General features: G+C 30.5%; 16 protein-coding genes and 1 pseudogene. All 17 read left to right on the forward strand.

Annotation, left to right across the window (positions count from 1 at the left end; translation table 11 throughout):
* Positions 1-193 precede the first annotated feature (193 nt).
* Positions 194-718, forward strand: a complete 525-nt coding sequence (locus QJ521_RS08160; protein WP_282839971.1) for a hypothetical protein — start codon at positions 194-196, stop codon at positions 716-718.
* Between the two features lie 14 nt (positions 719-732).
* The gene (locus tag QJ521_RS08165) at positions 733-1299 is read left to right on the forward strand and encodes a DNA sulfur modification protein DndB (protein ID WP_282839972.1); all 567 of its coding nucleotides are present in this window, start codon (positions 733-735) and stop codon (positions 1297-1299) included.
* A 3-nt stretch (positions 1300-1302) separates the two neighbouring features.
* Positions 1303-2019 carry a hypothetical protein gene (locus QJ521_RS08170; RefSeq protein ID WP_282839973.1) on the forward strand — a complete coding sequence of 239 codons (717 nt, stop codon included), beginning with the start codon at positions 1303-1305 and terminating at the stop codon, positions 2017-2019.
* Positions 2020-2126: 107 nt separating this feature from the next.
* A complete protein-coding gene (locus tag QJ521_RS08175; RefSeq protein ID WP_282839974.1) occupies positions 2127-3995 on the forward strand; it encodes a DUF2075 domain-containing protein in 1869 nt (622 codons plus the stop codon).
* Positions 3996-4014: 19 nt separating this feature from the next.
* Positions 4015-4332, forward strand: a complete 318-nt coding sequence (locus QJ521_RS08180; protein WP_282839975.1) for a nucleotide pyrophosphohydrolase — start codon at positions 4015-4017, stop codon at positions 4330-4332.
* Positions 4333-4369: 37 nt separating this feature from the next.
* Positions 4370-4741: a hypothetical protein gene (locus QJ521_RS08185; protein WP_282839976.1), complete on the forward strand. Its 372-nt coding sequence runs from the start codon at positions 4370-4372 to the stop codon at positions 4739-4741.
* 86 nt (positions 4742-4827) lie between these two features.
* Positions 4828-5496, forward strand: coding sequence for a hypothetical protein (locus tag QJ521_RS08190; RefSeq protein ID WP_282839977.1), 669 nt, complete (start codon positions 4828-4830; stop codon positions 5494-5496).
* A 69-nt stretch (positions 5497-5565) separates the two neighbouring features.
* On the forward strand, positions 5566-6699 hold the full coding sequence (locus tag QJ521_RS08195) for a nucleotide sugar dehydrogenase (protein WP_282839978.1): 1134 nt from the start codon (positions 5566-5568) through the stop codon (positions 6697-6699).
* Positions 6700-6709: 10 nt separating this feature from the next.
* On the forward strand, positions 6710-7651 hold the full coding sequence (locus QJ521_RS08200; RefSeq protein WP_282839979.1) for an NAD-dependent epimerase/dehydratase family protein: 942 nt from the start codon (positions 6710-6712) through the stop codon (positions 7649-7651).
* Positions 7644-8456 carry a radical SAM protein gene (locus QJ521_RS08205; RefSeq protein WP_282839980.1) on the forward strand — a complete coding sequence of 271 codons (813 nt, stop codon included), beginning with the start codon at positions 7644-7646 and terminating at the stop codon, positions 8454-8456. Before QJ521_RS08200 ends, QJ521_RS08205 begins: the two co-directional genes overlap by 8 nt.
* A gap of 12 nt (positions 8457-8468) precedes the next feature.
* Positions 8469-9383: a radical SAM/SPASM domain-containing protein gene (locus QJ521_RS08210; protein ID WP_282839981.1), complete on the forward strand. Its 915-nt coding sequence runs from the start codon at positions 8469-8471 to the stop codon at positions 9381-9383.
* A 4-nt stretch (positions 9384-9387) separates the two neighbouring features.
* The gene (locus tag QJ521_RS08215; RefSeq protein WP_282839982.1) at positions 9388-10359 is read left to right on the forward strand and encodes a glycosyltransferase family 2 protein; all 972 of its coding nucleotides are present in this window, start codon (positions 9388-9390) and stop codon (positions 10357-10359) included.
* 595 nt (positions 10360-10954) lie between these two features.
* Positions 10955-11698 (forward strand): type IV toxin-antitoxin system AbiEi family antitoxin domain-containing protein, encoded by a 744-nt coding sequence (locus QJ521_RS08220; protein ID WP_282839983.1) that lies wholly within the window; start codon positions 10955-10957, stop codon positions 11696-11698.
* Positions 11699-11701: 3 nt separating this feature from the next.
* Positions 11702-12172, forward strand: a complete 471-nt coding sequence (locus QJ521_RS08225) for a UPF0158 family protein (RefSeq protein ID WP_282839984.1) — start codon at positions 11702-11704, stop codon at positions 12170-12172.
* Positions 12165-13778 carry an SWIM zinc finger family protein gene (locus QJ521_RS08230; RefSeq protein WP_282839985.1) on the forward strand — a complete coding sequence of 538 codons (1614 nt, stop codon included), beginning with the start codon at positions 12165-12167 and terminating at the stop codon, positions 13776-13778. The genes QJ521_RS08225 and QJ521_RS08230 overlap by 8 nt, the downstream gene beginning before the upstream one ends.
* 352 nt (positions 13779-14130) lie before the next feature.
* Complete coding sequence (locus tag QJ521_RS08235) at positions 14131-15279, forward strand: Fic family protein (RefSeq protein ID WP_282839986.1); 1149 nt, start codon at positions 14131-14133, stop codon at positions 15277-15279.
* A 207-nt stretch (positions 15280-15486) separates the two neighbouring features.
* A pseudogene (locus QJ521_RS08240) lies at positions 15487-15765 on the forward strand (hypothetical protein); the annotation flags it as partial.

The following is a 15765-nucleotide window of genomic DNA, read 5'->3' on the forward strand; positions in this document are numbered from 1 at the left end:
TTATGATGTGAACAATGATATAATAATAGATAAAGATTAATATCTCGATATGGGGACTAATGGAAACTAAGTGTAATTTTATGAAAATGGAAGAATGATGCAAGAAAACCAATTAAGTGAATTGTTGATGCTTAAAAAATTATGACAGTAGTTTACAGGGTGATAAAAAAATATTTTGAAAGGACTGATTTTGTTGTACCATAATTTATCTGTTATTATTAGAAAAGATACAATTAAGGATTTAAAGATGTCTACACATTTATGGGAGAGATTTAACCCAAGATTTGATTATCTTTTGGATCAGTCCAGGTGGAATAAATTTAAATATATAAAAAAAGATAATACAATTTCAGATGAGATTTCAAATGTTCCAACTTCACAAGGTGGTATATACATGTTTGTGATACAACCTAATAAGATATATGATTCTATGCTCGTGATGGGTTATGTTGGACGTGCATTGCTTACTGATAATATGAATCTTAGAATAAGAATAAGACAGTACATGGATTATGTGAGATATCCTGATAAATTTGAGCGTCCATTGATTCGTCGCTTATTTAAACAATGGAAAGATTATATTTACTGTCACTATATCACAGTAGATGGCAATGAAGAAATTGAAAATTTAGAGAAAGAGATTGTGAATAGTATGTTACCTCCCTTTAATAGTGAGATATTTGATATTACTATCCGTGCAGCAGTCAAGGCATTTTAAGTTAGGAGAAAAAAATGAAAAAACTAGCATTTCAATCGAATATTGGCGATTGGATATATTATGTTACAACAATGTCGTTTCAGGAGATAAATGATAATGTAAAAAAAGTTGATCAAGAGTTACATAAGTCAAAAACATTGAGTCAAATGATACAAAGAGCTATAACTCCAAATGTACAACAAATTTCACATTATATTCAAAAACAGAAAGAAATGTTTTTTAATGCTATAGTATTAGCGGTGTATGAAGGTGATCCGCAGTGGAAAGGGGTAAATTTCTCACATGAGAATATGAGAGAAACTAACTTAGGTATACTGGAATTTACTGGGACAGAGAAAATATTTCCAGTTGATGGGCAGCATCGAGTAGAGGGCATAAAACAAGCACTTCTGATTGATCCAAAGAATGAAGAAATTAAAAATAATGAAGTTTCTGTTATATTTATTGGACACAATAATTCGGATGAGGGTATGAAAAGAACAAGAAGACTTTTTAGCACACTAAACAGATATGCAAAACCAGTTTCGCTAAGTGAGATAATAGCATTAGATGAGGATGATATTGTGGCAATTGGAACCTGAGACTTGGTCGAGAAAAATCCTTTGTTTGGGGAAAAAAGACTCTTGATTCACAAGCAAAAAGCTATACCAAAATCAGATAAAACTGCTTTCTCAAACATTATAACATTGTATGCTTGCAATCTCGAATTGCTTAAGTTTTTTTTAAAAGAAAAAGTGGTGTTAAGTCACGAAAACAAGATACTTAGAGGTAAATCAAAGATTGATTATTATAGAAGATATAGACCTGATGATGATACCCTAAAAGAGTATCTTGAGCTTATCAGATGCTTTTGGATAAATCTTATTGATCATACAAAAGTTGTGAAAGAATACATGGAGAAATCCATTGACGATAGTCCAGCGTTAGATTATAGAAATTCAGAAGGAGGGAATTTGTTATTTCGTCCTATTGGGCAAGTACCCTTCGTGCAAACTGCTATAAAAATATATTCCTTAGAAGAATCTTGGGAGTGTGTTTTTGCAAAACTAAAAGAAATCCCATTTGAATTAGGAAAAACACCATGGGTAGAAGTAGTCTGGAACTCTATAAACAAAAAAATGTTAACCCGAGGAAGAGATAAGTTGATAAAACAGTTGATGTTTTATATGTCAGAAAAGACGTTTCTATCTAATACCGAAATCCAGGATATGATAAAAAATTACAGAGCGTCTAAACAATTGGATGATGATTATGACGTGTTGGAAGAGATTAATCGTTCAATTATTATAGATTTTACATGAGTATAAACTATTTTAAATACTTACTATTGTTTAAATATTAAGCCATTTTAAATACATTAAAACAACTCTTAATAAAACGATAGTCAAGAGATGTTGAGGAAATACTAATGATCGTATATTCAGGAACCATTTCAAAATTTAATAATGATGTAGATAATGGTATCATAGCTGATTTAGTGAAGAGCGAACTAGAAAAAAGAAATATAACTAATAACAATCAGTCAGAATTCAGATCATGGGATAACTCCTTACTTCACATGAAAAATGTTTTAGATATACCTGAAATCAGTAAAGATATAAGAGTCGCTATCGAATATCAAATACCAGCAACCTCTAAAAGGGTTGATTTTATCATTGCAGGTAAAGACGAAAATGATAAAAGCAACGTAGTTATTATCGAACTCAAACAATGGGAGACAGCAAAAAGAACAAGTAGAGAAGATATTGTGACTACTTATCTTGGTGGAGCGAATAGAGCTGTCACGCATCCTTCATATCAAGCTTATTCATATGCTAAAACAATTGAAAACTACAATGAATATGTTCAAAAAAAGAATATTGAACTATTTCCATGTTGCTTCTTACATAACTATAGAGAAGAACATAGAAGTGAATTAGATAATGATTTATATAGTGATATTATAAAAATTGCTCCAATGTATCTTAAGCAAGACACCAAAAAACTTAGAGAGTTTATTAGAAAGTATGTCTCTAAGTCCGATAATGGAGAACTACTCTATCAAATAGACCACGGAAAAATAAGACCCTCTAAAGCACTACAAGATACAATTGTTTCTATGATTAATGGAAACCAAGAGTTTTATATGATTGATGAACAAAAAGTAGTTTTTTCAACAATCAAAAAGCTTGTTGAAAATGCAATATCTAATAATAAAAAATATACCATTATTATTGAAGGTGGACCAGGAACAGGTAAAAGTGTTATTGCAATGAACTTATTAGCAGAGTTTAGATCTTTAATGGTTAATTATGTCACGAAAAACGCTGCTCCTAGAAATGTTTACTTCTCAAAAATGAGACAAGGTAAATTCAAACTTAATTACGTAAAAAATCTTTTTAAAGGTTCCGGAGCATATGTTGCATCAAAGAAAAATGATTTTGATTGTCTCATTGTTGATGAAGCACATCGACTCAATGAAAAATCTGGTATGTTTGCAAATCTTGGAGAAAATCAAATAAAAGAAATTATAAATGCATCAAGAGTTAGTGTATTCTTTATTGATGAAGATCAAATCGTAACAACAAAAGATTTTGGATCAATTAATGAAATCAAGAAACAAGCTAAATTATTAGGTAGTGAAATTTTTAGTGGAGAAGATTACCGTTTAACATCTCAATTTAGATGCAATGGTAGTGATGGGTATATCGCATTTCTTGATCATATCTTAGGTATAAGGGATACTGCTAACTACGATGGTTTTGATTTAGATTATGATATTAGGGTTTATGATGATCCTGTAATGATGAGAGATGACTTAAGAGGAATCAATCACATCGATAACAAATCTCGTATGATTGCTGGATATTGTTATGAATGGGTAACTCAAAAAAATAACAGTGAAGAAGCATATGACATTGAGTTAGAAAATGGATTTAAAGCAAAATGGAACTTTAGTTCAACAAATACATGGGCAATTGATGAAGATTCATTCGAACAAGTCGGATGTATACATACAGCACAAGGACTAGAATTTGATTATGTTGGAATTATTATTGGTAAGGACTTGAGATTTGAAAATGGGAAAGTCATTACAGATTATACGAAAAGAGCAAAATCTGATGCTAGTCTTAGGGGAATTAAGAGCAAAGGTAATTATGAATTAGCAGATTGTATTATCCGCAATACATATAAAACATTGTTATCAAGAGGACAAAAAGGATGTTTTGTATATTGTGAGGATAAAGAGTTAAGTGACTATATGAAAAACAGACTTGCAAACATAGTTAAGAGATAATGAAAGTGGGCAATATATTATGAAAGAAATTATTGATCAATTAATTAAGTTTAGAGATGATAGAAATTGGAAGCAATTCCATACTCCTGAAAACCTATCTAAATCTATAGTATTAGAAGCAGCAGAGTTGTTAGAAAATTATCAATGGGGAACTATGAATGAGAATAAAGAGAATATTAAAGAAGAAATAGCGGATATTGTTGCATATTGTTTATTGCTTTGTGATTGTTATGGTTTTGATATTAAAGATATATTAAAAGAGAAAATTGAAAAGAATGAAGTGAAATATCCAATTGAAAAATCTTATGGTAAATCCAATAAATATAATAAAATATAATTCATCAATTATTTAATCAACAAAGGAGTTGTCTTAATTGAAGAAAACATTATTTCTACTAATTATGGTTTTATCTATGACATTTGCATCAGGCTGCAGTAAAAAAATCACAGAAGAAAATCAATTTGATTATGTCTACTGGAGTTTTGTCAGTTACAAGGAACCGACAGGTATACCAAATTTTTACAATATCAGATATGAAGGTTACGTAGGTCCAAAATATCCGTATATGACTTTAAAAGATGTTAAAATTGAAATTAATACAATAACTCAATCTTTTTCAGATACAATAAATGAGCGAACTGATTATCAGTTTTATGATAAAATGCAGTATAGTCCGTATTGGTATCCTATAAACAATGAATTTATTGTCAATGTTACTATACTTTCTGGAAGAGTAAAAGATTAACTTTTATTTATTCCACCATCATTAAACTATGTTGTAAAAAGCTATTAATCTATTCATAGAACTCAGAAAGAAGAACAAGATATCTCATGGCAAATAAACCGACCAATCAAAAACCTAATCGACTTATGCTTATCAAAAGATATGCTTTTGCAGCTATCAATCTTTATGGTGTGATTAAACTAGATGACTTCATCTCAGTCTTTAATCATTATGAAAAAGAACCTTTATCAAAAGAAGAAGCAATCCCTTTACTTGAACTTTTATCAAGCATCGATGAGATTGACTTATCCTTTAAACAAGGAATACTTGCTAATGGTTATTTCTATTTAAATGATAGTAAAGATGTTAGAGTTGCTAAAGACTTGCTTTTAGCACAGTCCAATAAACCACGTTATTTGCCCTCTAAGGGAGAGTTTCTTAAGTATGAAGATGATGAATACGTTGAACCGATGAAACCTCTATTAGACCTAGAGAAGTTCATCATAGCGAATAAATTGGTAGCGATTAAGAAACCAGATGATATACGCTATGATGTGCTAGAAATACATGATCAAATCATCTGGGGTGGAAAGCCTTCTGATTATATGGGCTATATCAATCAAAGAGGTTATCAGTTTAAAGATGAAGTTCAATTAAATCTATTTGTTAGACTCACTATGATGCTTCATAATAATACCAGGATGTATGAGAACAATGGTCATACACCCATAGAGACTAGAGAGCTTTATGAAGAAAGCCATAAACCAATTAATTAATATTTGATACCCCCCCGGTCAGTTTATATTTATAGTGAAATGTCAAAGATAGAATTGAGAGGTGTTAATTTGAAGATTTTAATTTGTGGGGCTGGGTATGTTGGGTTAGCTAATGCCCTCATGCTAAGTTCAAAGCATCAAGTAAGCATTTATGAAATTGACAAAAAAAGAGTTTCTGATATCAGTGCAAATGATTACTCAATTCTTGATGAACGCAATTTAGAGGATTTACCAATAGTAAATTCTAATATTAGTGTCACTGATAAAAATGATTCAGTTAATTATGATTATGTAATTATTGCATTGCCAACAGACTCTACTGAAAATGGTAGACTTGATGTTTCTAATATCATAGATTTTATTGGTAATCACAAAAAAACGCAACCCAATTCTATTTATATTGTTAAATCCACTTTACCGATCGGTGGTTCGAAAAAGATACTTGATTCTGTAGGTGAATTTATATATGCTCCTGAATTTCTAAGAGAAGGAACCGCTGTACATGATGCTTTTTATCCATCTAGAATCATTATTGGGGGAACTAATGAACTCGCATTAAAAGCATCAGAATTATTAAGTAAATGTGTGTTAAATCAACCTGAAATTATTCTAACAAATTATAGAGAAGCTGAATGCATAAAACTCTTCTCTAATACATACTTAGCAATGAGGATTGCCTTTTTTAATGAACTAGATACTTTTATGATGAATGAAAACCTTGATAGCAGGACTATAATACATGGTATGGGACTTGATGACAGAATTGGTTTATTTTACAATAACCCCTCATTTGGTTTCGGAGGTTATTGCTTGCCAAAAGATACTGAGGAAGTAATAAATTCACTTAATACAAAACTGATTTCGCAAATAAACAATTCAAATAGTTATAGAATTGAAAACATAATAAATCATATACTTAAGTGTGGCTATAAAAAAATAGGTGTTTACAAGCTTTCTTCAAAAACAGGATCAAAGGGAATCAGAAATTCTTCAACAATCATACTCATAGATGCGTTAAAAAAACATGGAATTGAAATATATGTTTATGACCCTGAAAACCAAACAATCAATGATTGGATTCGTGTTGAATCCACTAAAAAACTATTTGAAATTACAGATATTGTAATTGCTAACCGTATTGATGATAGCATTAAAAAATATAAAGATAAGATTTTTACAAGAGATATTTTTTCTTGTAACTAAGGGGTATATGATGAATATTTTGATTAGTGGTGGAGATGGATTTATTGGAAAAAATCTCGTTAGATTACTTCACAGAAAAAAACATAATATTATCGTCGTTGATAACCATATTACTAGTTATTTAACGAATGATAATCTTGATTTAGTGACTCATATTGAGAAACCCATTGAAGATGTTGTTATAGATGACATAGAGCATATTGATGTAATATTTCATATGGCTTCTGTAGCAAGCCCTTTGGTGTATAAAAACGATTTTAGGAATGTATACAATCCTAATGTTAAAGGTACTGAAAAAATGATTGAACTTGCAAAAAGGGATTCTGCTAGAATGATTTTTACATCAACAAGTGAGGTTTACGGGATGCTAGATGATGAAATAACCCAGGGTAATGGGATTTTGGAAGATAGTATATCTATTTCACATCTTTTAACAGAGCGAAGTATATATCCCACTTCAAAAAAAATGGGTGAAGAACTAGTTAAGAATTTTATAAATCAGGGCGGAGACGCAGCTATTTTACGCCTTTTCAATGTCTATGGCCCAGAAATGGATGTCAGAAATAACGGATATGGAAGGGTCATTCCAAATTTCATCAATGCAATTAGAGAAGACAAAGAATTGAAGATTTTCGGAGATGGAAAACAAGTCAGAAGTTTTATTTGGATTGATGATATCATCGAAGCATTAGAACTGCTCATCGAAGTTCCCAAAATGCCTGATGTTATAAATATTGGCAACTCTGAACCTATTACAGTTTATAAATTAGCAGAGATGATTTGTGAGATAGAGCAAAAAAAAGTTAATGCTAAATATATTGAAAAGGATTTGGATGATCCTTTATGGAGAAAACCCAATATAGATAGAATCAAATCACTAGTCGACTGGGAACCAAAAACATCACTAAAAGATGGACTAACATTAATTCTAAAGGGACAAAAAAATGAGTAGTTATCCCAGAACGTTATTTTATTTAATTGATTTATTATGTAATGAAAAATGTAGCAAATGTGAACATTGGAAATATAAAAGCCAAAAATCTGTTAATGATACAAGTTTTCTCATCTCTTTTATAAATGATATTGACGATTTAAAAGAGTTAGTTTTTGTCGGTGGGGAACCACTAATATATAAGAATTTTATTTTGGAGATAATTAAGGGGATTTCACCAGATATAAAGTCTACCATTATTACAAATGGGGTATTAGCTGATAAAGATTTTATAAAAGCATTAATTAATTCAAACACCCACATTGTATTCTCAATTGACACACTGGATAAAGAGTTTTGGAAATATGTACGAGGACAGGATACATATGAACGTGTATTTGAAAACTTTAATTTTGCAGTTAATAACCTAAATCCAACTCAATTAAGTGTGCAATCAGTTCTTGCACTAGAAACTCTAAAACATGTTAAGGAAGTTGGAAGTTGGCTAGAATCAATTGGAATATATCATAGCATTCAGGATTATGTTTCTGGTGGTTTTGGTGGATCTTGGACTGAACTAAAAACCAAAAGAATTCATTCCGATGCTAAGTGTCAGGCTCATAAATATAATATGTCAATTATGCCAAACGGAGACATTTTTACATGTTTCCAACAACCAATGATTGCAAACTGTGAAAAACCACTTGGAAATATCAATATAGATTCATTTTCGAGCATAATAAATACAGAATACTTTCATAAAGTGATTCAAAAGATGAAAACATGCGATTTGCCCTGCAAAGTATTAAAGTGTAACATAGAGTAAAGGAGTTTTTTAATGGAACAACTAAGAGAACTTATTATTGAGTTAAGTCAAAATTGCAATCTAGATTGCATCATGTGTGGATTTGGAAAGACTCACAACTCTCCAAATAAGTTTTTGAATTTTGATGATTTTGTTACATTATATAACAAATTAGGAAAATCCACTGAAAAGATTAGATTAAATGGTAGAGGTGAAAGTACGATTCACCCTGATTTCAAAAAAATTGTGAAATATATAGGGTTTAATAACAAAATGTCTTTATTCACAAATGGAAATTATTTGGATAGAGAAATTAACGAGTTGTTCATCAATTTTGATATAGAACTTTACTTTTCAATGGATAGCCCATATCCAGAAAAACTAGAGCAAATTCGCAGAGGTGCTAGTTTTGATAGATTGGATCATAATATTAAATCCATGACTCTAAAAAAGACACGACCATTCATTATATTTACATTACAAGAATGTAATGTGAACGATATTATTCCAATAGCACAATACGCAATATTTAACAGATGTAATTTGATTTACAATGTGCTTCGAAGAGATGAAGGAATTGAACTATTTCAAAATATTGTGCTTAGTAATAAGTTGAATATTATGAAATATTTCGATGAAGTTGATAGATTATTTTTAGGAACCAATTTGAATGTATATATACCGGATCAAGTGTCTGGAATTGATATCAGAACCAGTAAAAATAACTTAACTTGCGGCTCACTAGAATTATGTCCTAATATCAACAAAGAATTATGTGTTTTATATAATGGAGATGTAACGCCATGTAATATGTTTAATCCATATGTATATGGAAACATTAGAGTTAATGATATTGATTTCATCTTAAATGGTGAACAAAAAAAATGGTTTGATAAAAACCACAAAAAATACTATTATTGCAAAAATTGTCAGTGCTTGGTGAGGTAAAAATATGAGTTTTATTATTAATATTATGGAAAATGACACATTGAAATATTGGAAAAGAAAACTAAAGAGAAAATGGTATAAGATGCCTTTTCTTCTGTCAAAAAACACTGAAATTGAAGCTTTCATGAGTGAATATGAAAAACCAGAACCTTATATGTATGATGGAATGACAAGATTCGAGTTATCCTCAAAAGAAAATACTGTTTCATCTATCTCAAAAATTGCAATAGTAGTTCCAGTCTATGTATCCACACCAACTGGGAAGAAACAGGTTGAGAGGTTAATTAAATCAATCCAAAAACAAGAAAGATTAGCAGATAATGTTTTTCTAATAGACGATTGCTCTCCATTTGAATATGAGACATTCGGATACAATGTTTTTAGGATGAATCAGAATGGAGGTCCTGCAAAAGCTAGAAACTATGGTATAGATTTAGCTAAAGAATCTGGGGCTGATATTATAGCATTTACAGATTCCGATGTGGTATTACCCTCAAATTGGATTTTATCAATCGTTGACACCTTTATAAAAAATCGATTTATGCAAGCTATTTCTGGAAGAACTATATCATATGGGAAAACTTGGTATGATTGGTATCACAATGTGAATGGTACTTTGAATGGGAGAAGATTTAAGGATTCGAAACAACTATTATATGGACCGACTTGTAATTTTGCTATTGAAACAAAAGCTCTTGATAATCAATATTTCTCAATAGATTTTCCGCTAGCTGCTAGTGAAGATATTGAGTTTTGCTATAGATTTCTTGAAAGAGGAAACAATATTGGTCACGATTCTAGTGTCGTTGTTTATCATGATTTCGGATATAAACCTCTTACCTTGCAAAAGAACAAAGGAAACTTTATTAAAGTATTCAAAAAATATGCAAAAGGTGAAAAAATACTGTTAAAGAAGATACCGCAATATTATTATTTTCTTAATCAAACAATTGAGATTTCGAATTGTTTAAAATGATTTGGTCAGATAATATCAAAACTTTATACTTTCCAACTAGATACGAATTTGTTAGTTAATGAATGGCAACAAAGCATAAATTGCAAACTAAATCTAAAAAAATGTAGCTAGCAAATTACAAAGGAGGATAAGTCTTTCGCAGAATCCTGCCTAGTTACGCACTTTTCTATACAAATCCCAGGATATCCCCAATTAAACCCATTAGTCCACTAGTGGGTTATTTTTGTGCAAAGTGTTGCAATCTTTTCCCACCTAGCATTGTGTTGCACATATGGCAAGTTTTAACTTTGTTGAACAAATTGTCCTCAAATCAGCCACATAGTACTCAAAAGTCCTTTATTTAACCATACTGAACATAGATTTATTACAACAGTTATTTGATTTTATTGATATGATTATGCAACACAAGATTATAACTTAAACATATATAAAAGTTACTTAGTCTAGGTCTAGGATATTGAACTTTACTGTATTTCATGAGTAACATTTCCATTTCAAGCACAAACCATCACACAAGAATAAACTTCAAATATAGCACAATAGTATTGATATAAGGATAATAACGTGCTAATATTAAAGTAAAGAAGGTGAAAGAATGAAAGGATATCAAGTATTAGCTCATAAAGTAGTCTTTAATTATAATGATGCATTCGAGATATTTAAGAATAAGGCGACAACTTATGGCGCACTGAATCGTTTAGAAAAACAAAATTTAATTAAAAAAGTACGTAATAACTTGTATGTGACTATAAATCCATCAACTGGGTATGCGTTTGCTACTAAGTATCAAATAGGATCATCTGTTAACAAGGATACCTTCATCAGTCACATTAGTGCACTAGAGTATTATGGCTATCAAAATCAAGTTAGTTATGTTTGTTATGTATCATCTTCAAGTCGGTTCAACACATTTGAATATGAAGGTATCATCTATAAACATGTATCCATAAAATCTCATAAAGGAATTATTTCACCTTCATACACAGAGCTGATCAAAATTACCGATGTTGAGAAAACAGTCGTCGACTCCATTCAAACGATTGGTTCAATCATCAGCCTAGAGGAACTTATCTATAGTCTTGAAATCATTCCTAAACTCAACGAGAAAAAAATAATCGAATATTTAGAAGATTATAATATTCAAGCACTCTATCAAAAAACAGGATATCTACTAACGCTTTTCAATGAAACACTTATGCTAAGTGAATTCTTTTTTGAAAGTATAAAAAAGAGAATTCACAAAGGTGTTGTGTATATATCCGATGATGCCAAACAAGATGGTATATTCATCAAAACATATCAAGTTGTCGTACCGAAATGGTTAGCAGAAAGGGGTTAAGTTATGGAAAGAAAATATAAACTAATAAAGTTACTTGAAGGTCTAGAAATGGTTTCAACAGATAACAACATTTATATGCATAAGGAAACATTAGCTTTTGTTATGATTACAGATGAGAATATTTCTACGTATGAAAACTATGCATCGGGTGAGTTAAATGATCTTTTAGATTGGGAAAAGGAATTTATGAAAGAGATAGATGATGTGCTTAACAGACATGAAGATGATTACATCAGGCTACCTGATTCATATTTTTTACATGACCATAAAATCATGGAAAACTTTATATATACACTATCAGAACATTTGAGGGATGAATTTCTATCAGCCATTTTTAAAAAAGGTGCATTTAGACGTTTCCAAGACTTACTGATTAAATATCACTTAAGAGATGAGTTCTTTGAGTATAAAAGAAAAATATATTTGGAGAAATTGGCTGATTGGTGCAGTATGCAAGGTATAGACTATGAATAAAAAATTCATGATTAAGGATTTTGAAGATTATATACCGGAACACATCCTATCTAGAGCTTATGATTATTATATGTCTGAGACTATTGATAATTTACATATTGAAGGTGATGTGGTTTATGCCACAGTCTTAGGCAATCACACTTATGATGTCAATATCCAATTAGATAAAACGCATCGATATGTTTTAAGTACCTCTTGCACTTGTCCTTATGATAAGGGTTTATATTGTAAACATATTGCTGCGGTGTTATACCAATTGTTGGAAGAGATTCCTAATGAAAACATAGAAGATTTAAAACCTTTTTTAGAAGGAAAAAGTAAAGAAGAGTTGATTGACATATTGCTATCTATATCTCATGAGTACCCAATGATTGCATCTCGATTTCAACATTTTGATATTGAAGATGAAGTTGAGCAAATGATAGATGAATATTTATGTGATTATATAGAAGATGGTTTCATCGGGTATAAAGATCTACCTAAAGCCATTAAAGGATTTGATGCAGCATTAAGAAAAGCTGAATTAGCATCTCCAATCGCTCAGTTTCAAATCAGTTTTACAATCATAAAAAAATGGATAGACATTTATATGGAAACAGATGATTCATCAGGTTATTTATCGTCAATAAAAAATCAAGCGCTTTTCTATTTGAATGAAGCATCAAGGCAGATAGAAGATCCTTTATTAATCTTAGAAAATGTTCGAGATATGACAAAAATAATGTTGGAAAACATGGGAACTGACATTGATGACATCTATATTGAATGGATGAATGCCATTATACCGTTATCGAAACACAACGAAATTAAAACAATCTTAACTGATGTGATTAAAGTATTACTTAATCATGAAACAGATTATCAGTATTTCAAGTATTATAAAGATGATTTAATGGAAATATATTATCAAATCTTATACTTATCAAGTAAAGAAGAAGCGGATGCTTTGATGTGTGAAAATTTAGATAATCGAGCAATGAAATTAAAGTATATTGAAAAGGCTCTTGATGAAAAGAAATATGATGTGATTATCAAGATGTGTGAGGAAAATTTAATAAAAAGCCTTGGATATGAAGAAGAATGGCATCATTGGTTGGTTATAGCATATCAACTAAACCAACAAACTGATTTAGCACTTAAACACATGAGATCATTAATCCTAAAAGGTGATACTACATATTATCAAGCATATAAAACAAGTTATGATGATGAATCGTGGAGAAATGAAACACTAAATCTGCTCGAAATCTTGGGTAGAGAAAAATATCCTCGCTCCATATATGAGAAAATCATGATTGAAGAAAAAATGTATCATCAACTTTTTGTCTACATAAAAAAGTACTCACATAAAGTGTTTGAATTCTATAGGTATCTTGATAACGAATATCAAAAGGAAATAAAATCTTTGATGGAGCAAGAAATATACGAACAATTTTTAAAGGGTTCAAGTAAAAAGCATTACCTATATCGAGTGAGTTATCTAGACACTTATAAAAATGCTTATGGTAAAGAGGAAACACAAATATTAGTTTCTAATCTAAAAGCACATTTTAAAAATAGAAAAGCTTTGAATGAGGTTTTAGATTTATACGTAAAAAAAATTTAACATGCATAGTAATTCAGTACATTTTTGTATTGAGTAGGCGAATTTTCATATTTAGACTCTTGATTAAGCATTTTCATAAAGTAACTCACAACGTATCAATATGGATGAAGAGTGATTAAATTAAAATAACTCAGAAAAAGCCATAACCCATGTGCTTGACAATATTAATCAAATGCCATATGTTTAGACTGTAGTAGTGCTTATCAGGAAAAAATCATTAAAGTGAATGTCACAAAACTAAATAAAGTAGAATAACTGAACATGTTATTCTATTATAATCAAATAAAGTAGAATAAGATAGTTGTAAATTCTATCTTTTTCTTTTATAATATAAGTAATCGAGGTGATTCCATTGAAACCATTTGTTACATATGAAAAAAGATTTTATCATACAGATCATACATTACAGCATCTATCAAGAAGACAAAGACAACTACTAGAAGAACCTTATTTAAGTGCTGTTACTGAAGATTTATCTAATGTCACAATCCTTCTAAGTGAGAGTACACAAAGACTACTTTTAGAATCCATTGAGAGTTTGTCTAGGCTTGATGGTTATATCAAAGATAAACTTGCCTCGTTTCCAACGCTGCTTCTTAGAACTGAAGCTCTATCAAGTTCACAAATCGAGCATTATAGTGCATCTAATAGAAATGTCGCACTCGCACAAATCAACAAAAAACAATCATCTGAAGCAATGATTATCAAATCAAACTTAGAATCCTTAATCAGTGGGTTATCATCAAAGAATAATCTAGATGTAGACACAATCATTGATTTAAATAAATTGCTATTAAGTAATGAAAATATTGATATTCGTAAAAGGATCAATTGGATTGGAACGCCTTATTCATTACCACATGAAGCCTCATATGTACCACCTCATCCTGATCATCTAGAATTGTACATGAATCAGTTCATTTCTTTCTGCAAGAGAAATGATATTCATCCACTGATACAAGCAGCATTTGCTCATGCATACTTTGAAATCATTCATCCATTTGAAGATGGTAATGGTCGTGTTGGGCGTATCTTAATTCAATTGATACTCAAAGAGAAGTTGTTTCTAGAACACTTGTACATGCCATTTTCAGTTGGTATTGTCAAAGACCAAGAAAGATATGTGAATGCACTAGATGAATTTAAACTTGGGAACTTTGAGCCCATCATCATCGTGTTGCTAGAAAATGCACTTGGATTAGTGCCTAAAGTCTATCATGCTTTAGAACAATTGTTAGAGTTGAAACAATCTTGGAGAGATAAACTCAATCTTCGCCAGGATGCCCTTGCATGGAAGATGTTAGATGACTTCATCACTCAGCCTGTTATTGATGTAAAGTATATCAAGGAAAAACACAATGCAAACGATCAAGCAGTCAGAAATAATATCGAAGAGTTAATCAAAGTAGGTATCATTTCACCGATTGGAAATAACAAACGTGATGTCGCTTATGAATCGAAAGAAGTATTGGATTTACTCGATCAATTTATCATTGATTAACGGAAATAACTTTAAAAATGCCTTTTGCAAAGTGCTGCACATATGGCACTACTATATAAGTCTGAATGTATCCTTAGTTATCGAATATAATAAATATTAACTATTACAACTTAACATACTGCCTCAATATTATGTTTGTATAGTTTGGTAGACACAAATAGTAACATCCCTGCTTATGATAGAATATTAAGGGAGGAGGCGATCTCCATGTCATTAGCAAAACAAACAGATAACATTACACAAATCATTAATGGAAGAGTCGTAGAATTTATATCTGAAACACATGAATACTTTATTGATGGTATTAAAGTGCCTAGTGTTACTCAAATCGTTGCAACAGTCCTACCTTCACAATATAAAGATATTGATCCAACTGTCTTAAAACGTGCAGCAGATAAAGGTGTTGCACTACACACTGAAATAGAACAATATGAAATCAATGATATCTTAGGACACTCACAAGAATTCAATAATTATCTTAAACTA

Source organism: Peloplasma aerotolerans (genome assembly GCF_030012175.1).
GTDB lineage: Bacteria > Bacillota_I > Bacilli_A > Acholeplasmatales > Acholeplasmataceae > Peloplasma > Peloplasma aerotolerans.